Here is a 22,676-nt window from a genome sequence, read left to right on the forward strand (position 1 = left end):
CGTGATCGCCCCAGCATATTGGGATCCACAGCCAAGGCAACAGCGCCGAGCTGAGAAAATCTCACGCGTGAAAGGACACTGCCATGTTTCTCGAACAGGTCATCACCAAGCCGGATCCCTACGCCCCCTTCCTCTTGTCGCAGGCGATCAAGGCCAACGGCTTCGTCTTCGTCTCCGGCCAGGCGGCCATCGGCGACGATGGCGAAATCGTCGGCGAGGATGATTTCGACCGTCAGGCCGAGCAGGCCTTCCGCAACCTCGACCGGGTGCTGACCGCCGCCGGCTCCAGCCTTTCCAGGGTGGTGAAGGTGACGATCTTCCTGCGCTCGATGGAAAATTTCGGCAAGATCGTCGAACTGCGCCGCAAGTGGTTCTCTGCACCCTATCCCGCCGACAGCATCATCGAGGTCTCTTCGCTCTATTCACCGAAGGCGATGATCGAGATCGAGGCGATCGCGCTCACTGAGGAACGCTGAGATGAACGTGCACAGCACCGTCGCCTCGCCGACTCTGGCCGAAACGGCGCTCAAAGGGCTCTCGTTCGCCAACCGGCTTTCCGTCGCGCCAATGACCCGCATCAGCGCTACGGCAACGGGCGTGCCGACCGAACGGATGGTTCGCTACTACGAGCGCTTCGCCAGGGGTGGGTTCAGTCTGCTGACCACGGAAGGCATTTACACCGACAAGGCCTATGCGCAGACCTATAAGGGCCAGCCGGGGCTTACAGACCCGGAGCAGGCGGAAGGCTGGAAGGCGGTCGTGGACGCCGTGCATGCCGCCGGCGGCCGCATCTTCGCCCAGCTCATGCACGGCGGCGCGCTTGCCCAGGGCAACCGCTTTCGCAGCGACACGGTAGGACCGTCTGCCCTGCAACCGAGGGGCCAGCAAATGGTCTCCTACCACGGCGAGGGTCTCTACGCCGTACCGCGGGAGATGGAAGAGACGGATATCGCCGAAGCGATAGCAGGCTTTGCGCAAGCCGCCACGCTCGCCATCGATGTCGCCGGCTTCGACGGTATCGAGATCCATGGCGCCAACGGCTATCTGCTCGACCAGTTCTTCACCGACTACACCAACCGGCGGCAGGACCGCTGGGGCGGCGACATCGGCAAGCGGCTGGGTCTGAGCCTCGCAGTGCTCGACGCCGTTCGCGATGCGGTCGGCAACGCAGTGCCTGTCGGCATCCGGCTCTCCCAGGCCAAGGTCAACGACAACAAGCACAAATGGACCGAGGGCGTAGAAGGTGCTGCCGTGGTCTTCAAGGCGCTCGCCGCCAGCCCCGCCGACTTCGTGCACCTGACCGAGTTCGAAGCGTGGCAACCCGCCTTTTCGGACGGCGGCAAGTCGCTGGTGTCTCTTGCCCGCCAGCATGCGCCGGATCTGTTCGTTATCGCCAATGGCAGCCTGCACGAACTCGCCAGGGCCGAACAGGTTCTGGAGACCGGCGCCGACATGATCGCACTCGGCCGTGGCGCGCTCGCAAACCCCGACTGGCCGCGCATCACCGCCGACGATCGCGAGGCTCGCCCGCTGAAGCTGGAAATGCTGTCGCCCATCAGCGACATCAAGGACAGCGAGCTTCAGCTTTGACGACAAAGGGCGGCGCCACTAAGTGATGCCGCCCTCGCCCTCCTTACGACCCCGAGACAAAACGATACGCCGCACCGTTCCGCTCGGCCCGACCGATGCCGGGATAGCTCCAGTGGTAGCCGAGCAGCGTCAGCTTCTCTGTGGCTGCCCGGTCGATCAGCATCTTGCGGGTCTTCAGCGCCAGATCCGGGTCCGTATCGAAGCCGAAATGCCAGTCCGGGTGTTCGAAGAAGACGATGTTGCTGGTCGCCGCATCGCCCGAGATGACCAGCCCGTCGCCGCCTTCAAGCTCCAGCGAGATGTGGCCGGGCGTGTGGCCGCGCGTGTCGAGCACCTGCATGCCGCTGACGATCTCGTCGCCGGGCTTTACCAGTGTCAACCGCTCCTTGACCGCGAAGAGATCGCGCTGCGCGCCGCGCGCAAAGCCGTGCAGCGCCTTCGGCATGGCCTTTTCGTAATCCGGGTTCGTCCAGAACGCCCATTCGCGCTCAGAGACGAAATATTGCGCGTTCGGAAAGGTGAGTTTGCCATCCGTTCCGACCGTGCCGCCGGAATGATCGGGATGGACGTGGGTGAAGACCACCTTGGTCACGGCGGCTGCATCGATGCCCGCCGTTGCCAGATTGGCCGAAAGCTTGCCGGCGCTCGCCTGGAAATTGCCGCCAGATCCGTTGTCGACGACGATCACGTCGCTGCCGGTGCGGATCACCGGAATGTTGGTGTGGAACGGTGCGCCCTCCGGCGTGCCGCCGAGCCGGCGCATGATGCCGTCGCGCTCCTCGGGCGCTGCGTCCGGCAACACGATGCTGACCGGCAGGGTCAGGAAGCCGTCGCTGACGACAGAAATATCGAAAGCTCCGTGGCTGAAGCGGTGGGTGTCGGCGGCGTAGACACCCTTCGGCAGCAACGGCAAGGCAGCGCCAGCGGCCGAACCGGCGAGAAAGGAGCGGCGGTTGAGGCTAGAGGTCTTCTCGTCAATGCGGGTCATGGATCGGTTCCTTCTGGTTTCGAGGAAGAGCTACCGGCCAGTGGAGCGTTTCGGCGGCACCGGCCGGCGTCAGGGGTCAGGACCGGGCGAAGTCGAGCAGGTCGGCGTTGAGCTGATCCTTGTGGGTGTCTGTGATGCCGTGCGGCGCGCCGGGGTAGACCTTCAGCGTGGCGCTCGGAACCAGTGTCTTCGAAGCGCGGGCGGCCGCATCGATCGGCACGATCTGGTCGTCGTCACCATGGATGATCAGCGTCGGCACGTCGAACTTCTTCAGGTCTTCGGTAAAATCGGTCTGCGAGAAGGCGACGATCGAGTCATAGGTGTTCTTGTGCCCGCCCATCATGCCCTGCAGCCAGAAGCTGTCGATCATGCCCTGCGAGGCAACGGTACCCGGCCGATTGAACCCGAAGAACGGACCGGAGGCAATATCGCGATAGAGCTTGGAGCGATCCTTCAGGCTCGCCGCCTGCAGCCCGTCGAACACTTCTTTCGGCAGGCCGCCGGGGTTCTTGTCGGTCTTGACCATCAGCGGCGGCACTGCCGAGATCAGCCCGGCCTTGGCGACGCGGCTCGTGCCATGCCGGCCGATATAGCGGGTGATCTCGCCGCCGCCGGTGGAAAAGCCGACCAGGAAGATGTCCTTGAGATCAAGCGCATTGATCAGGTCGGCGAGATCGTCGGCATAGTGATCCATGTCGTTGCCGTCCCAGGGTTGGGAGGAGCGGCCATGGCCGCGACGGTCATGGGTGATGACACGGAAGCCGTTGTTGGCGAGGTGGAATGCCTGCGCCTCCCAACTGTCAGACGACAGCGGCCAGCCGTGGCTGAGCACGACCACCGGGCCATCCTTCGAACCCCAGTCCTTGTAGTAGATCTCGACGCCATCGCGGGTGATGATGCGGCTGCCCATGGTGGTTGCTCCCAGTGTCGTGCTTGTGCTGACGGGTGTTGTCTCGGCTTTCGCCGGACGAACGGCGGCCGGGACGGCCGCGGCGGTCGCTGCGGCGCCAAAGGCGGCCGAAAGAACTGTGCGGCGCGAAAGGCCGGTGGAGACTGCGGTGGAAACTGCTTTTGCTTCAATCATTGTCCTGCCCTCTTCCATCTCGGTTGACCTGCTCTCTCCGTTCCGGAGCGCTGGTTGAATTGATAGAACGAGCGGCCTAACCTCTCGACCGGCAAAGCTGACAACGATGGGGGCAGAAGTGACAAAACCACCCGGAAGCGAACCGGCGGAGATCGGCATCGTCGTTTATCCCCGCGCGCTGAAGTCCGCCGTCCATGGGCTCACCGACATGTTCCAGGTGGCCGGCATGCAGGCGACCGAACAGGGTGGTGCAAGCGCGCCGCTGATCCGCGTCACCCACTGGCAGCTTCAGGACGACGGCTCGGTCGAAAAAACCCTCGACACCCACCCCGGGCCCTCCTCCGGTCTCGTCGCGCTGATCCTGCCCCCGACGCTGGCGGAGCTGCCCGTAGGCGGACGCATGGGTCAGCTGCCCGCCTTCGTGCGTGAAAAGCATGCCACCGGCACCACCATCTGCTCGGTCTGCGGCGGCGCCTATCTGCTGGCAGAATCGGGCCTTGCCGCCGGTCGCACGATCACCACTCATTGGTCGCACCAGGACCTGATCGCCGACCGCTACCTCGACGTGCGCATCGACACCGACAAGCTGCTGATCGACGAAGGCGATATCATCACCGCCGGCGGCATGATGGCGTGGATCGACCTGGGGCTGAAACTCGTGGACCGGTTCCTCGGAACCAACGTGATGCTGGCAACGGCCCGCTTCATGATCATCGATCCCGGCGCCCGCGAGCAGAGTTACTACAGCGTCTTTGCCCCGAAGCTCGACCACGGCGACAGCATCATCCTGAAAATCCAGCACTGGCTGCACGGCGCCAACACCAAGGGCGTGACCCTGCAGTTGATGGCCGAGCGCGCAGGCCTCGGCGACCGCACCTTCCTCCGGCGTTTCCAGAAGGCGACCGGTTTCAACCCGACGGAATACTGCCAGCGGCTGAGGATCGCCAAATCGCGCGACCTCCTGGAGCGCTCGCACCTGTCGATCGAGCAGGTCGCCTGGCAGAGCGGTTACGACGACACCAACGCCTACCGCAAGATCTTCCGCAAGATCCTCGGCCTGTCGCCCAGGGAATATCGGTTGCGCTTCTCTGTATCGGACGGCGGACGTCGTCCGGCCACGGCAGATCTTGCCGGCGCCCTACCCGCCTGAACGGCACCGCGGCGATATCACTGGGCTCGCGGGCGCCTTTAGTCGGCGCTCGGCTTTCGCCCCAGGATCTGTCGCGCTCCGCTCTTGGAAAAGGGCTGCACCAGCTGGCCGACGAAGCTACGCGACACCTTGCCGGTAATGCCGATATCGGTGGAGGACGGCCGATCAGGATTGAAGTAGGTGCCGAACAGCTGGTCCCAAAGCACGATGTTTTCGCCGTAGTTGCTGTTGCCCTCAGCCAGATCCTTGGAATGGTGCCAGCGATGAAGCCTCGGCGTCGAGAAGATCCAGTCGAGCGGGCCGGTGCGCATCTCGACATTGCAGTGGGTCAGAAGGCCGGTGAAGGCGGTGACGGCACCGATCCACAGAAACACCGGCAGCGGCGCCCCGAGCAGGTAGAGCGGCAACTGGCCAAGGCTCACTTTGATCAGGGAATCGATGACGTGGAAGCGCCCGGTGTTGAGCACCCAAAGCCGCGTCACGCTGTGATGCAACGCGTGGAAACGCCAGAGGCCAAGCCGCTCATGCGCCAGTCGGTGGGCGGCATAGAGCCCGAACTCGGCAATCACCAGCCCGAGCACCACCTGGGAGATCGTCGACCAGTGCGCCGGCCAGATATGCGGCTGCGAACCGAAGAATGGCTGCGCGAAGATGGCGACCAATAATGGGAACGAAGCGCCGAAGGCCGCGGCAATCTGCACGATCCCCTTCGTCAGCAATGTATGACCGAGATTGTTCAGCGTCTCGCCGTCGGGCGCGAGCCAGGCCGGCTCGTAAGGCATGAGACGTTCAAAAAGCGCAATGATCGCCACCACCGAGAGGTAGACGACATTGAACCAGAGCACCGGCGACGATGTGGCAAAAGCCAACCCGGTCGCGGCCAGGCCACCGACGTAGAGCGCAGGCCACAGCAGGATGGAGGCTGTGTATCGCAGCGGCGATGAAAAGCTGTCGTGATGAAAAATCATATCGTTTGACCACTTGTGCTGGAAATCGAAGGGCGCGGCATCGCGCGCTGTTCACGCCACGCCTAATCCTCGTCTCGGCGAGAGTACGGTTTCGCCAGTTCATCGCAGCTATGGTCATGACGATCGCCGTTGCGCCCGTCACGGCAGGGCAGCGAGCGGTACTGGACGAGCTGCCGCTCGAGCGCAAAGCGATCACTGGCGCTCTCTTCCAAGCGGCTGTGATCGCTTTGCGATGACACCCCGAGCAGGTGACACGCCAGTAGACCGATCTTGAGAAGACACATGGGATAACGCCAATCCTCATCGTTGGAGCATTGACGGCAAACTCGACTGTTTTCATTACACCAGCATTGCAGTTGCGCGCAGCCGCGGAGCATCGCCGGCGCATGCCTCTCCGCCCCCCGACCGGCTCCTCGAAACTCCGGGGTTTCCGTAAGGTCCGCGCGATCACCTGTCGCGCCACAGCGAAACGATCAGGTGTGCGATGCGCCGCATCTAAAGCGCGTCGCGATCTTTCAGATTCGCTTGGCGCGCTTTAAGTTCTTGTTTTTGCGCATGTCGTTATCGCAAAACCGCTGCACACTTTTGCGCGACATGCTTCAGATCCAGCGATCGTTCTCGGCAGTGCGGTCGCCACCGGCATGACCGGTATTGAGCACGCCCCGCGGCTCGATCAGCAGCAGCCGCACCTCGTTTTCGGCAAACGGCTTGTGCTCGACCCCTTTGGGAACCACGAACATCTCGCCTGGGCCGATCCGCACGGCGCCATCGCGAAAATCGATCCGCAGGACGCCCTCAAGCACGATGAACGTTTCGTCCGTCTCCGGGTGGTCGTGCCAGACGAAGTCGCCCTCGATACGAACAAGCTTGAACTGATAATCGTTCATCTCGGCAATCACCCGTGGCTGCCACAGATCGGTTATCCTTTCGAGCTTTTCGGTAAAATTGATCGCCTTCCGGTCGGTCGTGTCGATCCCATCCATCGTCATGTTCCTCGTTCGATTGATGCGCCAACATGCACCGGACCCCTGCACCGATCTTGAACGATCGTGCGCGCATCCGGTCGGCACCGCGGCAAACGCTGCCGGTCACCTCACTTCAGCCCCTCAGTGCGGCAGCCGCAGGCGAATATTCCCATATTGCCTGCAATTCCAGCTGATGTATCTTGTCTCCCTTCGGAATTGGCTATGGACGTCCATGAAGGAGGTTCGAATGCATGATCTCCCGCAAGCTTCGGGCAGACAGTTAAGTCCGGATGATATCGAAATGCTGCAGCGGGTTTTTGACGCCACCTGCTTTGCGGCGCGCGTGCCACGCCGCGGCGAGCGGGCCGAGCGGCTGGCCAAGTTCATCATGGATGAGTTTCGCATCGGCAACATCGACGAACGGACGCTGCTGGAATGCGCGTTGTGGCGCGAACGGCGCCGGATAGCGGTAAATACGGAAGAATTGGAAACGGTCGAGATCTGGGTCGCCAGACCGGGCCGACGGAATCCGAGTTACCACTGAAGCACGTCGCGCCAAGCGATTATCGGTTTTTGTGCAATGACCTGAGTGGAAACAAGGGCTCAATGCGGGTCACTTGAAACCACTCGTGCGTGCCCACCTGAAGACCCACAAAAAAATGCGGCCTCTCCGTGGATAAACGAGACCGCATTCAAGATGTGTAATGAGCCATTCTATGCCACTCTTGCCGAGAGGACCACAACTGCAACGGGCCGAGTGTGGTTATTTCTGGCCTACCATCGAAATTTCTCCGAATGCGCCAGCCGAGAAGCTATCCGGGACAATGGGACACTCAACCACCGGACGGGAACGAACGCCGCGAGCAGCCCTCCTGGCGCGCAAAAACGGCCGGGGCTGCAAAGCAACCCCGGCCGATCCAACGTGCTGTTAAGCCGTGACCGCCTTCCAGCAGATCACGGGACCATCCTGTGCATCCACACGTTCCCCGATACGCTGGAACCCGTTGCGTTCGAGTACCCGTTGGGAGGCGATGTTGTCGATCGAGGTCTCGGCTGAGACCGCCGAAATACGGGTATCCCGCTGCGCTTCCGCCACCAGCAAGCCCACAGCACGCGTGGCCGCCCCCATCCCCTGCCTGGTCGGCGCGACGCCGTAGCCGATGTGCAGTTCGCCCCCTTCCGGGATCCGAACGACCGAGCAAAGGCCGACGATCTCGCCGCCCTCTATGATCATCCAGGCGGAAGGGGAGAAATGCGCACGGACGCCGTTGGCAAGATCAGCCAGCATCTGCAGCACGTCGGCAGGCGCAATCGGGCTATCCGGCACCAGTCGCAGGCGTCGCGGCGCAATGCCGCTCAGCAGTGCGTCAAAGTCACTTTCAGTCGCTTCGATTATCATGTTCAATCCCACACTACAGCGCAGCCCGCCGCACATGATGCGAAGGCTTGCCGTAACGTTCTAATTTTTCTGCATGTTTCCCTTGTGGATCGATCCCGATCCATGGGGTTGTGCAGCAGGCACGCCACGAAGGTGGCGCTCCAAAGCCGAGCGGAGAAGTGCGCCTAGACCGTCATTCAGTCACAAAGGCTGTCCTCTCCACCGCCACAGCCGGTGAGATTTCGAGGATGGCAACGGAAATCAAAGGCATTCTCCCGGAATTCAACCGATCGATGAGCGCCATCGATCCGGCGGCACAAGCCGCGCGGCTATTAAACACAACTGGCGAGCGATTTGAAGCCGCAGCTGAAGGCGGAATTTTCGACGTATTGGAACCACCGTTCGCGTCGCGAATTCTAACCTGCAGTACAGGAGGTTCATCATGTTTGCATCGGACACGAAAGGACAGTTCAGCCGGGTCGTCAAAAACTGGAACACGCGATACGATCTGGAGGAGTTTATCACCGCATCCGGCCTACCGCCGTTGGAAGCCCGCGAGATTTTCGCGAAATACGGACCCTATAAGGCGGACCTCGACCGATTGATACGTGCGCGCGCGCCGACAGGTGCCGAGAAGGCAAAGTAGGTGCTGCCGCCGCCGCATATGGGAGGTTCAAATGCATCATCATCATTCCGGGCATCTTGCCAAGAACCTGGATTGTGCGTTCAGCCCAGCGGAAATTGCCATGCTCCAACGGGTCCTGGACACAGCCTGTCTTGCCGCGGCCATGCCGCGCAGCGACGACCGCGCCGATCGCCTGGCAAAGTTCATTATCGGCGAGTTTCGCTCCGGCACCCGTAGCGAGGCAGCCTTGTGCGAGCGCGCAATGTGGTTCGAGCGCAGAAGCGCACCATGGTCACCGACGCCCACGCAGTGATGCCGCAGAGGCGAAAGAGTTGTCGGCGCCGGGCGTCCGAGGCGATCAGCCGTCCGCCTCGCTGTTGCCACCTGACGACGCACAAAAACGGCCGGGGTTGCTAAGCAACCCCGGCCGCACCTATCCTATTGTATGGTAACCGCCTTTCGGCCTATCAAGATGTCAAACGATCCCGCCCGCCCGGCTGCGCAGATGCAGCCTCAGCAGAGAGGCAAGGCCCGGGAGCCGTCACAAGATTGGTTCGCGCACTCAGGACATGTTATAAACGCTCATGACCCAAACAGAAGAAGACCTCGAGCTTTCGGAATTGTCCGGCGAGTTTGCCGACGACGATGTCGTCGTCCATATCCGCATCTCGCGCCCGACGGGCTCCAATCTCGACTGGACCCTCGAGGTGATCGACGAGGAAGGTTACTCCACCGTCTGGGAAGATTCGTTCCCCACCGACCGCGAAGCCTATGAAGAGTTCATCGCCACGATCGAGCGTGATGGGATCCAGACGTTTACAGAACATCCCGTGCAGACGCTCCACTAAGGCGCATCGGGCGGGCCGAAGCCACGAGTGAAATGCCAGTTCCACAACGTTAACGCTGAAGCAAGCGGATGCGCTCATAGGCTACGGTGTCTTCTTGCGCCGTGCCCTCGTCATATATTCTGGCAACGGTCGCGGCGAGGTCTGGGGAATAGAGCGCGGTCCAAACGTCCAATTTCTCCGCGCCCCTCATCGTAGTCTGTTTCACCCTGAGCACCTTGTACTTGCAGTCGCCCAACTCGAAGGTTTCCTGGCCAACGACCTCAAGCCGGTAGGTGTATTCAGTCCCGGCGTTCTCATCCTTGTTCAGGGACACAAACGAGAGGTCATGCCGTGAACCCTTTTTTAGCGGAAATACGCCACTCAAGTCGGAGAGCGGATGATTGGCCCGCTGCACATCCCCATCAATCAGTGAAAGGTCGATCAATCCTCGATACGAAAATACCGTCTGAGGTTGCGAAGTACCAAATCTGTTCACGATTTTGACTATCGGTCCGTGATAGGGGCGAAATTCGCTTTGAACTTCCTCCTGTAGTAGTGAAAAGCCGTTTTTTGCCGACGCGGCCGTTGGGCACTGCGCGGCGCTAGAAGCGCTTGGGAGAGTAAGTGTCGCAAAGGCGAAGATGAAAAAAGCTTTACTCATGGGTATCTCTGCTGTTCGGAAGCATCTTTGACTGGAAGGATCGCGCGGAGGGCCTAGTTGACGACCTTCGGCTCAAACTCGGAAGGGGGCGCGGCACTTGCTGGATCGAAGTTGAAAACCTCCAGGACATTTGGAAACGCAAACCGCCAGCGTCCATTCCGATAACGGCGGACGACCTTGGCAAGCCTCTTGTCGCCTCCAGAAATCCAGATCTCTGCATCGGCCTCGTATGGATACCCGTGCCACCTGGCGGTGTAGTGTCCACCCGATTCAGAGTTGCCATCGACACCACCCACAATCTTGCACTCAGAGAATCTCGGCCCCTTCGAATCCCAGATGGCCCAGCCTGGCGGGCTGTGTTGGATCCATTTGCCTGTGCTGGATGAAACGTCCCTCTCAAAGTAGGCTCGTTCGGTAAACCTGCCTTCCAGATGAGGCTTAATGTCACCGCTAGGACTAACCTGATAGAGCACCACGCTGTACCGATCGGTGCTGCGAGTAGCCGCATAGGCACGGTTTACTGGCTCGCAGTTTGGATCCCATACAACTTTTTCTTCAGCTGTCGCCGTTGTTGCTAATGCCAACAGCGTCAACAACGACGTGATCTTGATCCTCATCGCTATGATGCTCCGCCCCGTTCCCGTTTCACGAGATTTTCTTGCAGGAGGAGTACTCCACAAGAGCGTCAAACCACAACAGCGCAAGCAATGATTGTGAAACAATTCACAGCGTGCTTCGATCTCTCACTCTCTGCCGATGAGGGCAAACATGCCCCGCCGGATCGCCTCGGCAAAGCCGACGCCGAGCGATTGCCCTTAGCTCTAGCAGACGCTTTGTCCCTAGCGACCAAAGCGGACCCGTGACATGACCGAAAACCAGCGCCGCTAGATGAGGGCGGCGAGATCCACTGAAATTGGAGATTGCCGCCCACGTCCGGTCGATCAGCCGATACGTCGAAGTTTCCTCCAAAGGAACACGGCACCAGCGGCCGTCGCCGAAGCTGTCCGCCCTCGACCTGCTGCGGGATCTCGCGCATCACCTTCGGGCGTCCGGAGTACCAACTTACCAGTCAATGCGGAAATGCGGTTTTAGACTGGTCGACTTGGTCGTCGGTCGGCGCGCCTGGCTGCACAGCATCGTAGTTGAAGGTCTCCATTGCGACTTGGAACTTAAACTGCCCCTCACCGCGAAACCGTCTCTGAAGCTTCTGAAACCTCAGGCCGTCTCCTGTCAGCCAGATTTCCGCATCAGCCTTGAACCATCCGCCGATCCACACGGCCGTGTAGTAGCTGCCCCAAGTTACATCCTTCGTAGGTCGAGTTACAAGTTTGCACGCGCTGAACTTCGGACCGTTGGAATCTGCTAGGCGCCAATCCACAGTAGTTGGTTTAGACCATTTTTCGCCCTTCCCGGCGTAGCGCTCATATAAAACAGAGCCGGAAAAACGAGCCTCCAGAAAAGCAAGTTGTTGGCCGTCGGGCCTTACTTCGTACAGGACCTGACTATATTGCGGGGTAGATCTGGTGTTCCTGTAGGCTTCGTTGATCACCGAACAAGTAGGATCAAGCGAAGGCTCTGCAAAAGCAGAACTCGCTGACGTGAATGAGAACCACGCAACAGAGATGGCGATTAGTAACGGCGTCCTTATTGCATCTATCACGCAGGCTCTCCGCGACTACGGTTTCGGAAACTCGGTATTGTCGGGGTCGTAACTGAACAGCTCTAGCTGGCTGACATAAGGCGCCGGGCGAAAATGTTCGTCATATGTGACCAAAACCCTTTCGAGCTTCAACTCATCGGGCATCAGCCAGACTTCAACTTTTCCAGTGTACGGCGCGCCGTACCATTTGGCCGCGTAGCGGCCCGGCTTGCTTTGCGGAGTTGGGCTGTCGATTTGACGGCAGTCGCTAAACCGCGGCCCTGAACTATATGACAGCGGTGGATTCACTCGACGTTCCTCCCTCCACTCACCGGGCACCCATCGACGGAACACCGCATTTTTCCTGAACCGATACTCTCTTATCGGCACATAAGACCCGTCCGCTTTGGCCTCAAACATTAGCCCGCCGTAGAGCTCCGTCGCACGCGTGTTGGCGTATGCCCGGTTGACGATTGCGCAGGATGGGTCGAGGGGGGCATCTCTCTCGGCTGAGTTCGCCGATGGGATCGCAAGAAAGACAAGGGAACCGACTGTCAGAACGGCCTTCTTCATTGGTGCATTCAACTGCGAGTCTCCCCTAAGGCTTTAAAGACACTTCAACCTCAGGCTGCACATTGTCAATATGAGATCGCCGACTATCCTCTCCCGACAATGACAAACACGAGCCGCCGGATCCCTTCGGCAAAACTCACCCCCAACGCCATCGCCGCAATGCCGGTGACCCCGAGCGCGCCAATACCCATCAGCTTCCAGCGCTTGACGTCGTCGGTCACCGGTTTCATCTCCGCGACGTCACCACCGAGCGTCGAGACCGAAGCCTCGAGATCGCCGACACGGTCGACGAGTTGGTCCATCCGCTGATGAACACCAGCCCGGCTGCTCGTCGCCTTGTCCTCGGCGCGTTGCGCGCCCTCTTCGATCCGGCGGATCGATTCCTGCAGACCGCGCATGCCTGCGACCAGTTCGCCAAGCTGGCGATGAACGCTCACATCGGTTTCAGCCGGATACATTGTGCTGTCCCCCATGCCTTACGCAATCGGCCTTTGACCAGACTGCCGCGGCGCACAGGCCGACGACGGTGCGGTCGATCTTGCGCTGATCTGCCGACGTGGCGCCACGTGCACCGACCAGGTCGGTACCGACGACGCTCCTAAGGCCCGCGACATTTTTCGGCCCCGAAGTCCCACAGCCCGCCAGCATCAATGCAGGTATCGTAATCAAGGCGCTTTTCCTGAGCGCGGTTCTCAGCGTCATCGTTCTGCCTTTCGATCGCTTGAATGACGGACCGGGCGCCATCCGCCCGTATTTCGTGCACGGCCCAGACGACGGCAGCGAGCACGAGCCCCCCGCACAGCATCCTCAACCAGGCGATCATGCCGGATCGAGCCGCTTGCGCAGGAAGAGGAAGGCGCCAATCGCGAAGGCAACTGCGATAATGCCGGCAAATGCCCATTGCAGCGGTCCATTGCCGGTGAACGCAAAACCCAACGAGGAAAGGATGCCCGCGAGCCAGGAGATGTTCTCCTTGCTTATCACTTCGGGCGGCTTCGGGGCGGCGACGACGGTGTTGGAGGCGACGAACTCGCCCTTGGCCCAAAGCCCCACCTCTGCAGATCGGCGGTTGACCAATCCCTTCACGCGGCGGCCACCCGCATTGACCCACTTCATCAGTTCCAGCGGCACGGCATCGTGGTCGCCGGCGTTCAGCTTTTTCAGTAATGTCGACTTGCTAAGCCTGCCGGTGTTGAAATCGAAAGAGACAAGCACGGCGAACTGGTTGTCGGTGACCGGCACCGTGACAAGGCGCGAGACACGCTCCTCGAACTTTGCGAGGTCCGCCATCAGGATCTGTTCCGCCTCGGCCTCGGTGATCACCATGTTCGGCTTCACGACGGGTTCGCCGGCGGCGCTGGTATGGCCATAGCCGATAGTCCAGACACCGGCGACGTCGCGATACGCCTTCGTCTTCAGACCTTCCCACTGTTTGACGAGCGCAAGGCCCGCCGCATTGATGCGTCGGTTCATATTCATGTCGTTTGTCCTCGTGTAAATTGGGAACCAGAAGCAACGATGAGGCGTTGCTACGGCATTCCGCCCTGATCGCAGCCGACTTGGGGCGACATGCAGCAAATCAAAGTCCTGCAGCGAGCACGGTGCTGCAGGCACTCAAAGGGGGATTTCGCCATGATGGACGCCGCATTCGTGAAGCTGACCACGCTGGCCATCGTGCTTGTCAGCTGTGTCGTTATGGTGCAGCCCTACTGACGAATTTGGACGCGGACACATCTTTTGCCAGGTCTCCATGAGAGAAACCTGCGGGATGGTCCATGGCTGGTCTCGGGATAGGCGCGATGCCGACGCATCGAGCGAACATCGCAACTGCGCCAAAGATCGCTTCTCGGGCTTTCTGGCGGCCTCGAGATCCTTGGCCGATGGGTGAGCATCGCTCCGCGGATCTCTCCTTGCCAGAAGACCCGATCGAGCCTGTGCTATGGGTTCCGATCATCGAGACCTGCTATTGGGAATAGGCCGCACCCCGCAAGCGGCATGAGGCCAAGCTGCTGATGTCGACCTGTCGTGTGCATCCATCCGGCAACAGGCATGCCGCAAGGCGATAGTTCGTCACCACTCGATGTTGCGCCGCTGCCGGTGGCTGACACGCGGAACACCCGCGCCGGAGCGCGGTACGACCCGCTGATGCCGTCGACAATCCTCGCCCAACCGCCGAAATGCTGTAGCGCTCTCCGTGCCGGAAACCACGATCGACACAGTCCACGTCGGCTTGAAGCGTGCCAAGCAAAAGTGTGTCGCGGCTGTTTTTGATTGCCGCACGCACGATAAGCCAAGCCTCGAGATCGCGACACGCTCTAGGAGACAGATGGCGGCTTTGGCGGCGACAGGGATTGCAACAAGCTCTTGAGGCTCTCGCTGTCGGCGAGGTGTGCCTTCTCGCCACGATCGTCACTGCATCGCTCGCGCAGGCTGCGCAGAAAGACAGCGACATCAGAGAGTTCACCAACCTCGACCCGCACCTGCGCCTGGACCGTCCTGTAGATCTCCTCCAGTTCCAAGGCTTCATCGGCGCTGGCGGAGCCGGAAAGCGCAGAAACCCTTGCCTTGAGATCATCCAGCAGACCATCGAACTCACGCGCGTCGCGTGCCGCCTTGGCCTCCAGGCTTGCAATCAGCATGTCAAGAATATCGAGATGTCGACGCTCCACAGATTGCAGATCGAAGGCCGCCCGCAGCTCTTTGCGGGTGCGTTCGCCTTTGCGCAAGTGCGCCTTGAGACGCACGCCGTTCTCGGCACAGCGCCTCATGATGCCATCGATCGAGAATTGCCCCTCCACCAACTGGTCAAGCAACGGCCGAATAAGCGCCGGCGGCGCCGTGATATTCAGCGCGGCCGAATACAGCGCCAGGTCGATCGAAGCATCCGGCATAAGCTACCTCCGCCTCATATGGCCTCGTGACGCGAGACTAGCAGTATCCAGCATGCGGGAGGTTAGTTTTGGTGACAATGCTTTCCTGTTCGTTAAGCGGAGTCATCGATTCCTCACGTGGCGACATGCCCGCTGGCTGAACAACACCTAGGGTCGATCGACATTCAGGATTCCCAAATCGCTTGAATGCTGATTCATAGGACACCGTGTTGGAACACGGAGGTCTTTGGATGGCGGCCAGTCGCTATGAGTTGAGCGATGTTCAGTGGCGAAGATTGCGCCTCTGTTGCCCGGCAAAGCTGGTGATCCAGGGCGCACCGACTCCGACAACCGTCTGTTCATCAATGGCTGCCTATGGGTTTTGCGCTCTGGCGCACATTGGCGCGACCTGCCGGAACGCTATGGAAAATGGAAGACAGTGCATAAGCGCTTCAGCCGCTGGTGCCATGCCGGCATCTGGGAGCAGGTGTTCGAGACGCTGACGGCCGATCGGGACAATCAATATCTGATGATCGACAGCACAATCGTGCGTGCTCATCAGCAGGCAGCATCAGGAAAAGAGGGGCCAAAGATCAGGCGCTGGGGCGTTCCCGAGGCGGGCTGACCACCAAAATCCACATGCTGGCCGATGCCTTGGGCAGGCCGCTGCGTATTATCGTTACCGCTGGCCAGGTCGGCGACATCACCCAAGCACCGGCACTTCTGGAGGGACAGAGCGGTGATGCCGTGCTGGCCGACAAAGCCTATGATAGCAACGCTTTGCGGCAAATCATTGCCAGCATCGGAGCCGAAGCGGTCATCCCGTCAAACCGCTCGCGCAAGATCATCATCCCCCACGACGAAGCCGCCTATACACATCGCAACCGCATCGAGCGGTGCTTCAACCGAATGAAGCACTTCCGCCGCTTTGCCACCCGATACGACCGCAGAACAATCCACTTCGAAGGTTTCCTCTATCTCCTCGCCGCTATGCTTTGGCTGAGGTGAATGTCGATTCGTCCTAGAGTTACGACACCAGCGAACGCCACCGCCGCTTGACCATTTGATAGGGCCGCTACGCGCACCAATCCTCGTATCGAGCGGGCAGGCGTTTCCGTCGACGATGCCGAGGCTGTCAAACTGCTGGCAACGGAACTCTGGAAGAGGCCGGAAGGGCTGGCGAGAGACCCCGTTGGCACAGCCACCAACAAGAGACATAGCGCGATACGCAATTGCGCGTGCCTTGTTTCTCGCATTGACCGGCAACGACGAGTGCATCGAGCAAGATCGGCAACAATCCGGACCTCGGCATCATAGGAACCGAGTTGCTGGAGGACCACGAAGGCCTGCGATCAAGCAGGCAACTGTGTGAGCTTCTGTTCGTTAAATCCCTTGCCGAATGATCGGTGCCTCTGCCTGGAAGGCGGTACCAGCGACCCAAATTCGGCGAAAGATCACTCCGTTGCGCCGAGCGAGCACCACCACGGCGGCGCGCTTCCGACCCGCAGCGGCGTGCGATCTGTGGTGCCCATGTCCTGAGCCATGTTGAGCGCCCTCGATTCATCATGACGGTCGCGGCCTGACAATGCGCGCGGCGCAGCTTGATGCCTCCGGCCTTTGTGATGCCACCCGATACATCACGTTCGCCAGACTGATTGCGTGAGGGTGTCAGGCCGACCCGAGGGCCAACCTATTTTCGACGATGTGAATCGGCCAAGATCTTCTACGGCAGAGCAGAAGCTCTACGACTGCGCCGATCCCGAGCATAGGCATTAACCGATGGCACACCGAGTCGTGCTGGGCGAACTGGCGGACGCGTCGTTCCAGTTCCGCCATTTCGCGGATGCGATTCTCGAACTGGTCGCGCGAGATGGCGCCGACCTTCAACCCGAAGTGCCGCAGGAGCCCACGCAGTGAAATCTCCAGTGCGATGATACCCTGCTGAGCCGCTTTCCGAGCTCCGCGAGGCACGGACCTCCTACGCCGAAACGGATTTACAGTGAACCGGACGGAACCCGAGATGCAGCAGGCATGCAATTCCCTTTGCGTCGCGCCGGTCAGTCTTGATCGGCATGGCCTTCAAGGCGCCCTTGATATGCCGAGTTTCCATCACAACGACGTCCAGACCTGCCTCGGCCAATCCGCGATGAAGCCATTGCGACAAGGGACCGACCTCAAGGCCGATGACGACGATGCTGCCATTCTGTTCTCCCATCCAACGCGCGAGCGCCTCGGGCTCACTGGCGACCTGTGCCTCCTTCACGATCTTCCCGTGCTCGCTGACAACACAGATCGCGGTCTTCGCCAACGACACATCCAACCCGACAAACAGTCTCATCCCACAATCCTCCTTCTGGATCCGATATGGGAACAGCGACAGCTTACTCTGATCTTGCAAACGGTAACGAGCAGTGCACGACGTAGGCCCCGTTACGGCATCTCGTTGATCACAGCCAGAAGATGACGGAGGCTGCTATCCAGATTGCTGAGAAGAAGGCGTGGGCACCCCGATAGCAGCGTGTTGCGATGCGCCTCCAATCCCTGAGTTTAGCGAATAGGTTCTCGAAACGATATCGTTTCTCATAAAGGACTTTGTTGTGCCACGGTGGGTTCCGGAGTTTCTTGCGTGGTGGAATGCAGGGAGAAATACCTTTGTCTTTCAATCCGTTACGGAAAAATTCGGCGTCGTAACCACTGTTCCAGCAATTCCTAGGCTTTGGGCAGGCGATCGAGCAGGTGCCGGGCCCCTGATAGTCGCCGGCCTGGCCCGCCGTGAAGAAAAACAGCAGGGGTCGGCCAAATCCATCGGTGACGGCGCGCGGTTTGGAATTCAAGCCGCCTTTCGTTCGTCCGATAAAGTGGGAAAGAACTCCTTCTTTTTGCAGACTGGCTGCAGTGCTACGGGCTTTCAGATGGGTGGCATCGATCATCAGCCTGTCGGGCTGGGCACCTTACCCACAAGGGCCCAGGCACCCTGGCGGCTCCGGCGGATGAACCGGTTATAGAGTGTCTTGTGTGGACCATAATCCTTCGGCGAATCTTTTCACTGAAGTCCATGCTTAAAAACGCAAATCATGTCGCTGCCGACCCTGAGATCAACGACACAATCGATGCCGTGGGCCATCAGGAATACGGCCTGAGCATAGTTGTTTAAGTGGGACTAAAGATTAATCGCAGCGAGCCACATGGCGTCGATTTGGCTATCATTCAGACCTAGCACGGCGGCAACGGTCGCGATCAGCGGGTGCATGCGGTCAAAGGTGGCAGCGTATTCCCATTCGATCTTGGCAGCTTCCTTTTGCGCGCCGTTCGGCAAGGTCTCTATTGTTTGCGTTACCTCGCCGGGTGTAAAACCGCCAGCGAGCAAAGCTAGACGAAATTGCCGCGCTGTCAACGGCGCCAATCGCGCCCGTTTCTCGTCATCTGTCGGCGGCAGCGACGGCACGTAAGGAACAATCGGAAAAAGAGGGTTCTCCTCGAGCCATTGGCGAATCGCGGGGCTGATGCCATAGGGATCATCCGGGCGTAAGGTATGCACAATATCAAGCGCTTCGCCGTTGATGGTCACGTTGCACGATACCATCAACACGCGTTCTTCGGCGGTGGACGCGATTTTAGAAACATGATCTAGCTGCATCATGCGACCCTCTGAAATAGATATATGTGAACGTTGTTCTCACCCCAGGCCAATCCAAGGCACCGCCACGTTCCAGCGAGATTCACGGCCGTAATCCCGAAACCTTGAAGCGCCCATTGCATGCTATCGCCTGGGTAGGTTCCAAGATTTACGGTTGCGTTTCTTGCAATTGGGGCGGACGCCGGTCCGCGGGCAATAAGAAGATTGCCGATTGGGTAGTTGGAAGCGTTACCGTCTCCTTGGTGGTTGATTTTTGCGAGTTGGTTTTCATGATACCCATCAACGGTATCAGCATTGCCCGCCCCGTTGGCGTAATTCACGTTAAAGTTCGACGGGTTATAAACATACATGTTCGAGCCGTCGTTGCCGCCCCAAAGCCACGATGGCTGACCGCCTTGACCGGACCAATTGAAGTTGAGATCCCCACCGCCAATACGGCGTGGATAAGACCGTCCTTCTGCCGTGATCTTGCTATCAAGAATGGCGGACAGATAGGTTCCATATCGCGTCATGTAGATGTTGCCGTCAGCGTAGAGCGTCGATCCACCCACTGCGACATGACCGTTCGTTGATATGAACCCTTGGACGTTGAGAGCCCCATCGGAGCGCCGGTATTCCATCGATCGCGTATGGGCGCCAGCTGTGTCGTACAGGTTCCAGACCAGCTTGTCGCCGGCCTGCTCGTGATACATGAGAGCGCGATTGACGCCGGAGTTCGTCGCGAACCAGACATGCCGGTTTCCGGCACCGCGAATATAGAGGCTACTGCCGTCGATATTCATGTTGCCACTTGACGTGAAAGATGAAGCACTGACGCTCCCGGAGAACGCTGCACCGGCGAGATCCGCTTTTGCCGCGGGGTTGAAGTTGGCCGTCGTCCAAAAATCGCTGCCGAACAGCTGACCGGTGTTGCTTGATGAGTTCAAGGCCAGCGGATGCGGCGTTTCCCACGTTCCGTCGTCGTTTCGATCTCCAAGAACGTAGAAGTTGTTACCATCGGCATAAAGCCAATAGTCGTGCTGGCCGGCCGATGTATCTGAAAGCCTGATGCGCGGCGCCACTCCCTGGATCTCGATCTGGTTGCCGGTAAACGTCGCGGTTGAAGCCATGAGAGCGCCTGTGAAGGACGCCGACGTCCCAGTCAGTGCTGCATTCATGTTGACGGTGCCGGCATTGAGATTCAGCGAGCCCTCGACGCCTGTGCCCCATAGGCCGATTGTCCAAGCAGCAGGCGATACCTCCTTTCGAACGTAGAGGAATGGTTTGCCCGCGGCTCCGCCATCCAACGTGCCGATGCGAAGCATTTCCGCGGTTGCGTTGCTCGCTCCGTAGGTAATGTTGACAGGGCCGCTGAACGTTTTCGAAGCCATCGTCCCCGGCAAGCGCGCGTCGTCGATTGTTCCTTGCGTCAGATTGCTGGCATTGTCGGCACCGATATTGATCCTTGCGCCGGTGGCGCTGGTCGCTCCTGTGCCTCCGGCGGTCACCGGTCTTGGCGCATTGGCGTCGGCCGCCAAGTCGTCGATCAGCGTGTTATAAGGCACGCTCTGTATGGTTGTGTTCGGCACGCCTTTGGTGCCGGCGGGGGGCGAATAGACGCCGCCTGTTCTGGGCATGGCTTTTCTCCGTAGAAATACCCCATGTTCGGGGCTTCCAAGTCGTCGAGTATTGATGAGATGATTGTGCTGCGGCGGGGGCGCATCTGCCTGGCGCCCGAAGACTGCCGGCATGCCAGTGCATGTCGCGCAAAAAATGTGCTGCGGTTTTGCGATAACGACATGCGTAAAAACAAGAGCTTGGGCACGGAAAACGAACCCACTGCAGCACGGCGCGTTCTGAGGCCTACTGTTGCTTCACCGACAAATCGCGATGGCTGCGATCCTGCGACGGAGCTGATCGGCGGCCGGTGGTCGCGGCTGTTCGTCCAAGTCAGCTTGAGCCACTGCATAGGCGAGCTACAAACAACACGCCCTGCTCCAGCGGATTTGACATCGATATTGTCGCTTGCGGCCCGAGCCCGCCGCCACGCGGGCCGCCTCAGCAAGCTCGCGCAAGGATACCTTGGGCGGCAGCGACCAAACCGTCACGAAACCGGCGTGGGATCACCGGCCTCCTATCGCTTCTTCCGTCCCGCTGAAAACAACCGGCCGTAGTCGACGCGGCGCATGCCGTCCGGGTCTCGGCTGACCACGTCGGGGCGGGTCTTTTCAACCTCCTGCGCCATCACGCCAATGTGTTTAGCGCCGCGCTGGGGCTCGCCCTTGTAGCGATACTCGTAGAGCGAATGACCGTCGAGTTTGCCGACCTTCTTGATGTCCTTCTTGAGCCGACGGTCGGAAGGCTTCGGCAAGAAGTCCAAGAAATTTTTCAGTATTCCGTTGCCGGCATCCGTTCGCGCCTTGTACGCCTCGAGCTGCCCCCTGTAGTTGTCCTGCACCAACCCGGTATAGTTTGCCGGTTCGATCCGCTGCCCTTGCGTCGGCACGAAGTTCGGGTTGCTCACCTGGGCGCCCGAAAGCAGGCTGGAGATTTCGTTGATCGGCTGGTTGCGTTGGGCATACATCTCGTTGAGATACTGCGCCCTCGCCGCGTTCTGGGCTGCGAGCTGCGCTTGCTGGGCGTTGTAGGTCTGGTCCTTCAGCGCGTTGTTGGCAGCCGTTGCCGATTGGCCGTTCTGGTGCATTTGCTGCTGCGCGTCGTTGCTGAAGCCGGCAGCCGCTAGCGCCTGGTTGAAGGTCTGCTGCTGGGCGGCGTTCATTGCTTGCTGCTGCGCCTGGTTCTGGGCAAAGAGCTGCTGTTGCGCGGCATTCGCCTGCTGCATGTTGTTGGCGTTCTGTGTGTATTGCTGGTTCTGCGCCTGGTTGGCGAACTGCCCGCTCGCCAATGCCTGGTTATAGGCCTGCTGCTGGGCGTTGTTCTGGAAGCCCGCCGCATCCCGCGCCAAGCCCACGAGCCGCGATTGCTCCTGGCCCGCATTGAGAATGGCGCCGAAGCGCGCATCGTTCGCCTGTCGGCCGGCCTGATCGATCGCCCGGTTATAGGCTTCCGATCCCGGCTGCAGCCCCTGGTTGGCAAGTTGCGTTTCCAGTGCCGCACGATCCCGTTCGAGCTGTGGGTTCATGCGCGACATCAGCGCGTCCTCGTAGCGCTTGGTGTCGAAGTTCGTCTCATAGGAACGGGTGATGTCGCCGGCATTGCCGAGTGACGTTTGAATGCTGCCGGCACTGCCGACGCCCTTCTGGATGTCGCCTGCTCCGGCAATGGTGTTCTGGACAGTGCCGGTGTTGCCGAGGGTCGTCTGCAGGTTTGGGCCGCCGCCAAATTGGCCATAATTCGGCAGGTTGATGGAGGCCGGATTGCCGGCCGCCGGCGCCCCGGAAAGATCGATCGGCTTGCCGAGCAGGTCGTTCAGCCTGCCCGACTGGTTGTTGGCAAGCGTCGCCAGGTTCTTTTCGGCGGCATCCGTCTGGTCCTTGATCGCTTGCTGTGCCGGCGAGAGCGTCTGCGTCGCTGTCCAGATCGGCAGGTCGTAGTTCGCGCCATTCATCGGATCGGTCCATTTGCGGGTGCCGGTCTGCGAATAGGTCAGGCTGCCATCAGGAGTTACCTGGTTGATGTTGCTCAACGTGCCGTTGGCCACGGCCGTGCCGATGTTCGTCGAGGTCTGCGCCGCCGCGGTTTCGCGCGGATCCGGCGGCTTGGGTGCTTTGGACTTGCCCAT

26 protein-coding genes and 2 pseudogenes are annotated in these 22,676 nt (G+C 60.0%); 9 read left to right on the plus strand and 19 right to left on the minus strand.

Annotation, left to right across the window (positions count from 1 at the left end; genetic code table 11):
• Positions 1 to 83: 83 nt before the first annotated feature.
• Together AC07UR_RS10920 and AC07UR_RS10925 are read left to right on the plus strand one after the other, a co-directional pair.
• A complete protein-coding gene (locus tag AC07UR_RS10920) occupies positions 84 to 476 on the plus strand; it encodes a RidA family protein (RefSeq protein ID WP_209791437.1) in 393 nt (130 codons plus the stop codon).
• A 1-nt stretch (position 477) separates the two neighbouring features.
• Positions 478 to 1,590: an NADH:flavin oxidoreductase gene (locus tag AC07UR_RS10925; protein WP_209791438.1), complete on the plus strand. Its 1,113-nt coding sequence runs from the start codon at positions 478 to 480 to the stop codon at positions 1,588 to 1,590.
• Between the two features lie 43 nt (positions 1,591 to 1,633).
• Here AC07UR_RS10925 and AC07UR_RS10930 read toward each other — a convergent pair whose 3' ends face one another.
• Both AC07UR_RS10930 and AC07UR_RS10935 read right to left on the minus strand, forming a co-directional pair.
• On the minus strand, positions 1,634 to 2,578 hold the full coding sequence (locus tag AC07UR_RS10930; protein WP_209791439.1) for an MBL fold metallo-hydrolase: 945 nt from the start codon (positions 2,576 to 2,578) through the stop codon (positions 1,634 to 1,636).
• Positions 2,579 to 2,654: 76 nt separating this feature from the next.
• Positions 2,655 to 3,662 carry an alpha/beta fold hydrolase gene (locus AC07UR_RS10935; RefSeq protein WP_209791440.1) on the minus strand — a complete coding sequence of 336 codons (1,008 nt, stop codon included), beginning with the start codon at positions 3,660 to 3,662 and terminating at the stop codon, positions 2,655 to 2,657.
• A 118-nt stretch (positions 3,663 to 3,780) separates the two neighbouring features.
• Between AC07UR_RS10935 and AC07UR_RS10940 the strand changes: the two genes are divergently transcribed.
• Positions 3,781 to 4,812, plus strand: a complete 1,032-nt coding sequence (locus tag AC07UR_RS10940; RefSeq protein ID WP_327795872.1) for a GlxA family transcriptional regulator — start codon at positions 3,781 to 3,783, stop codon at positions 4,810 to 4,812.
• A 38-nt stretch (positions 4,813 to 4,850) separates the two neighbouring features.
• Here AC07UR_RS10940 and olsE read toward each other — a convergent pair whose 3' ends face one another.
• Positions 4,851 to 5,780 carry an ornithine lipid hydroxylase OlsE gene (gene olsE / locus AC07UR_RS10945; RefSeq protein ID WP_173420355.1) on the minus strand — a complete coding sequence of 310 codons (930 nt, stop codon included), beginning with the start codon at positions 5,778 to 5,780 and terminating at the stop codon, positions 4,851 to 4,853.
• Between the two features lie 599 nt (positions 5,781 to 6,379).
• Positions 6,380 to 6,763 (minus strand): cupin domain-containing protein, encoded by a 384-nt coding sequence (locus AC07UR_RS10950; RefSeq protein WP_173420356.1) that lies wholly within the window; start codon positions 6,761 to 6,763, stop codon positions 6,380 to 6,382.
• Positions 6,764 to 6,992: 229 nt separating this feature from the next.
• Here AC07UR_RS10950 and AC07UR_RS10955 point away from each other — a divergent pair, with 229 nt between their 5' ends.
• Positions 6,993 to 7,289 carry a hypothetical protein gene (locus AC07UR_RS10955; protein WP_173420357.1) on the plus strand — a complete coding sequence of 99 codons (297 nt, stop codon included), beginning with the start codon at positions 6,993 to 6,995 and terminating at the stop codon, positions 7,287 to 7,289.
• A gap of 384 nt (positions 7,290 to 7,673) precedes the next feature.
• Here AC07UR_RS10955 and AC07UR_RS10960 read toward each other — a convergent pair whose 3' ends face one another.
• Positions 7,674 to 8,144 carry a GNAT family N-acetyltransferase gene (locus tag AC07UR_RS10960; RefSeq protein ID WP_209791441.1) on the minus strand — a complete coding sequence of 157 codons (471 nt, stop codon included), beginning with the start codon at positions 8,142 to 8,144 and terminating at the stop codon, positions 7,674 to 7,676.
• Between the two features lie 421 nt (positions 8,145 to 8,565).
• Between AC07UR_RS10960 and AC07UR_RS10965 the strand changes: the two genes are divergently transcribed.
• The 3 genes from AC07UR_RS10965 to AC07UR_RS10975 all read left to right on the plus strand — a co-directional run bounded on the left by AC07UR_RS10965 (position 8,566) and on the right by AC07UR_RS10975 (position 9,596).
• Positions 8,566 to 8,769 (plus strand): hypothetical protein, encoded by a 204-nt coding sequence (locus tag AC07UR_RS10965; protein WP_209791442.1) that lies wholly within the window; start codon positions 8,566 to 8,568, stop codon positions 8,767 to 8,769.
• A gap of 100 nt (positions 8,770 to 8,869) precedes the next feature.
• The gene (locus AC07UR_RS10970) at positions 8,870 to 9,061 is read left to right on the plus strand and encodes a hypothetical protein (RefSeq protein ID WP_494700034.1); all 192 of its coding nucleotides are present in this window, start codon (positions 8,870 to 8,872) and stop codon (positions 9,059 to 9,061) included.
• A gap of 271 nt (positions 9,062 to 9,332) precedes the next feature.
• Positions 9,333 to 9,596: a hypothetical protein gene (locus AC07UR_RS10975; protein WP_173420361.1), complete on the plus strand. Its 264-nt coding sequence runs from the start codon at positions 9,333 to 9,335 to the stop codon at positions 9,594 to 9,596.
• 49 nt (positions 9,597 to 9,645) lie between these two features.
• Here the strand turns inward: AC07UR_RS10975 and AC07UR_RS10980 are convergent, their stop codons facing one another.
• The 8 genes from AC07UR_RS10980 to AC07UR_RS11015 all read right to left on the minus strand — a co-directional run bounded on the left by AC07UR_RS10980 (position 9,646) and on the right by AC07UR_RS11015 (position 15,339).
• Positions 9,646 to 10,236: a hypothetical protein gene (locus tag AC07UR_RS10980; RefSeq protein WP_209791444.1), complete on the minus strand. Its 591-nt coding sequence runs from the start codon at positions 10,234 to 10,236 to the stop codon at positions 9,646 to 9,648.
• Positions 10,237 to 10,289: 53 nt separating this feature from the next.
• Positions 10,290 to 10,853, minus strand: coding sequence for a hypothetical protein (locus AC07UR_RS10985; RefSeq protein ID WP_209791445.1), 564 nt, complete (start codon positions 10,851 to 10,853; stop codon positions 10,290 to 10,292).
• 452 nt (positions 10,854 to 11,305) lie between these two features.
• Entirely contained in the window at positions 11,306 to 11,896 is a 591-nt protein-coding gene (locus AC07UR_RS10990) for a hypothetical protein (RefSeq protein WP_209791446.1), read from the minus strand.
• Between the two features lie 15 nt (positions 11,897 to 11,911).
• On the minus strand, positions 11,912 to 12,460 hold the full coding sequence (locus tag AC07UR_RS10995; protein WP_494724402.1) for a hypothetical protein: 549 nt from the start codon (positions 12,458 to 12,460) through the stop codon (positions 11,912 to 11,914).
• A gap of 71 nt (positions 12,461 to 12,531) precedes the next feature.
• Positions 12,532 to 12,906 (minus strand): DUF1515 family protein, encoded by a 375-nt coding sequence (locus tag AC07UR_RS11000; protein ID WP_209791448.1) that lies wholly within the window; start codon positions 12,904 to 12,906, stop codon positions 12,532 to 12,534.
• Positions 12,893 to 13,150: a hypothetical protein gene (locus AC07UR_RS11005; RefSeq protein WP_209791449.1), complete on the minus strand. Its 258-nt coding sequence runs from the start codon at positions 13,148 to 13,150 to the stop codon at positions 12,893 to 12,895. The genes AC07UR_RS11000 and AC07UR_RS11005 overlap by 14 nt, the downstream gene beginning before the upstream one ends.
• A 117-nt stretch (positions 13,151 to 13,267) precedes the next feature.
• A complete protein-coding gene (locus AC07UR_RS11010) occupies positions 13,268 to 13,921 on the minus strand; it encodes a lysozyme (RefSeq protein ID WP_209791489.1) in 654 nt (217 codons plus the stop codon).
• A gap of 842 nt (positions 13,922 to 14,763) precedes the next feature.
• Positions 14,764 to 15,339, minus strand: a complete 576-nt coding sequence (locus AC07UR_RS11015; RefSeq protein ID WP_209791450.1) for a hypothetical protein — start codon at positions 15,337 to 15,339, stop codon at positions 14,764 to 14,766.
• Positions 15,340 to 15,604: 265 nt separating this feature from the next.
• On the opposite strand from AC07UR_RS11015, the pseudogene AC07UR_RS11020 reads away from it, so the two are divergent.
• Positions 15,605 to 16,326: pseudogene (locus AC07UR_RS11020) on the plus strand (IS5 family transposase).
• A gap of 127 nt (positions 16,327 to 16,453) precedes the next feature.
• Here the strand turns inward: AC07UR_RS11020 and AC07UR_RS11025 are convergent.
• Entirely contained in the window at positions 16,454 to 16,990 is a 537-nt protein-coding gene (locus tag AC07UR_RS11025) for a transposase (RefSeq protein WP_234941972.1), read from the minus strand.
• A 107-nt stretch (positions 16,991 to 17,097) separates the two neighbouring features.
• Here AC07UR_RS11025 and AC07UR_RS11030 point away from each other — a divergent pair, with 107 nt between their 5' ends.
• Complete coding sequence (locus tag AC07UR_RS11030) at positions 17,098 to 17,235, plus strand: hypothetical protein (protein ID WP_234941950.1); 138 nt, start codon at positions 17,098 to 17,100, stop codon at positions 17,233 to 17,235.
• Positions 17,236 to 17,296: 61 nt separating this feature from the next.
• Here AC07UR_RS11030 and AC07UR_RS11035 read toward each other — a convergent pair whose 3' ends face one another.
• From AC07UR_RS11035 to AC07UR_RS11055, 5 genes and pseudogenes are all read right to left on the minus strand, one after another.
• Complete coding sequence (locus AC07UR_RS11035; protein ID WP_494700033.1) at positions 17,297 to 17,626, minus strand: IS110 family transposase; 330 nt, start codon at positions 17,624 to 17,626, stop codon at positions 17,297 to 17,299.
• A gap of 139 nt (positions 17,627 to 17,765) precedes the next feature.
• Positions 17,766 to 18,442 (minus strand): annotated as a pseudogene (locus AC07UR_RS11040) (IS5 family transposase).
• Positions 18,443 to 18,478: 36 nt separating this feature from the next.
• A complete protein-coding gene (locus tag AC07UR_RS11045) occupies positions 18,479 to 18,958 on the minus strand; it encodes a hypothetical protein (protein WP_209791452.1) in 480 nt (159 codons plus the stop codon).
• Entirely contained in the window at positions 18,955 to 20,571 is a 1,617-nt protein-coding gene (locus AC07UR_RS11050) for a hypothetical protein (protein ID WP_234941952.1), read from the minus strand. Before AC07UR_RS11050 ends, AC07UR_RS11045 begins: the two co-directional genes overlap by 4 nt.
• Before the next feature lie 497 nt (positions 20,572 to 21,068).
• The gene (locus AC07UR_RS11055; RefSeq protein WP_209791453.1) at positions 21,069 to 22,676 is read right to left on the minus strand and encodes a tail fiber domain-containing protein; all 1,608 of its coding nucleotides are present in this window, start codon (positions 22,674 to 22,676) and stop codon (positions 21,069 to 21,071) included.

It is taken from the genome of Ensifer sp. GW821-FHT05G01 (assembly GCF_059419585.1).

Bases quoted from the DNA above. Each gene is read 5' to 3' on its own strand.
- AC07UR_RS10920 (WP_209791437.1), top strand. From the start codon at position 84: ATGTTTCTCGAACAGGTCATCACCAAGCCGGATCCCTACGCCCCCTTC.
- AC07UR_RS10930 (WP_209791439.1), bottom strand. From the start codon at position 2,578: ATGACCCGCATTGACGAGAAGACCTCTAGCCTCAACCGCCGCTCCTTT.
- AC07UR_RS10955 (WP_173420357.1), top strand. From the start codon at position 6,993: ATGCATGATCTCCCGCAAGCTTCGGGCAGACAGTTAAGTCCGGATGAT.
- AC07UR_RS10965 (WP_209791442.1), top strand. From the start codon at position 8,566: ATGTTTGCATCGGACACGAAAGGACAGTTCAGCCGGGTCGTCAAAAAC.
- olsE (WP_173420355.1), bottom strand. From the start codon at position 5,780: ATGATTTTTCATCACGACAGCTTTTCATCGCCGCTGCGATACACAGCC.
- AC07UR_RS11030 (WP_234941950.1), top strand. From the start codon at position 17,098: ATGGCACACCGAGTCGTGCTGGGCGAACTGGCGGACGCGTCGTTCCAG.
- AC07UR_RS10975 (WP_173420361.1), top strand. From the start codon at position 9,333: ATGACCCAAACAGAAGAAGACCTCGAGCTTTCGGAATTGTCCGGCGAG.
- AC07UR_RS10950 (WP_173420356.1), bottom strand. From the start codon at position 6,763: ATGGATGGGATCGACACGACCGACCGGAAGGCGATCAATTTTACCGAA.
- AC07UR_RS11000 (WP_209791448.1), bottom strand. From the start codon at position 12,906: ATGTATCCGGCTGAAACCGATGTGAGCGTTCATCGCCAGCTTGGCGAA.
- AC07UR_RS11005 (WP_209791449.1), bottom strand. From the start codon at position 13,150: ATGACGCTGAGAACCGCGCTCAGGAAAAGCGCCTTGATTACGATACCT.
- AC07UR_RS10925 (WP_209791438.1), top strand. From the start codon at position 478: ATGAACGTGCACAGCACCGTCGCCTCGCCGACTCTGGCCGAAACGGCG.
- AC07UR_RS10935 (WP_209791440.1), bottom strand. From the start codon at position 3,662: ATGATTGAAGCAAAAGCAGTTTCCACCGCAGTCTCCACCGGCCTTTCG.
- AC07UR_RS10970 (WP_494700034.1), top strand. From the start codon at position 8,870: ATGCTCCAACGGGTCCTGGACACAGCCTGTCTTGCCGCGGCCATGCCG.
- AC07UR_RS11055 (WP_209791453.1), bottom strand. From the start codon at position 22,676: ATGGGCAAGTCCAAAGCACCCAAGCCGCCGGATCCGCGCGAAACCGCG.
- AC07UR_RS11045 (WP_209791452.1), bottom strand. From the start codon at position 18,958: ATGATGCAGCTAGATCATGTTTCTAAAATCGCGTCCACCGCCGAAGAA.
- AC07UR_RS11050 (WP_234941952.1), bottom strand. From the start codon at position 20,571: ATGCCCAGAACAGGCGGCGTCTATTCGCCCCCCGCCGGCACCAAAGGC.
- AC07UR_RS10980 (WP_209791444.1), bottom strand. From the start codon at position 10,236: ATGAGTAAAGCTTTTTTCATCTTCGCCTTTGCGACACTTACTCTCCCA.
- AC07UR_RS11015 (WP_209791450.1), bottom strand. From the start codon at position 15,339: ATGCCGGATGCTTCGATCGACCTGGCGCTGTATTCGGCCGCGCTGAAT.
- AC07UR_RS10985 (WP_209791445.1), bottom strand. From the start codon at position 10,853: ATGAGGATCAAGATCACGTCGTTGTTGACGCTGTTGGCATTAGCAACA.
- AC07UR_RS10960 (WP_209791441.1), bottom strand. From the start codon at position 8,144: ATGATAATCGAAGCGACTGAAAGTGACTTTGACGCACTGCTGAGCGGC.
- AC07UR_RS11010 (WP_209791489.1), bottom strand. From the start codon at position 13,921: ATGAACCGACGCATCAATGCGGCGGGCCTTGCGCTCGTCAAACAGTGG.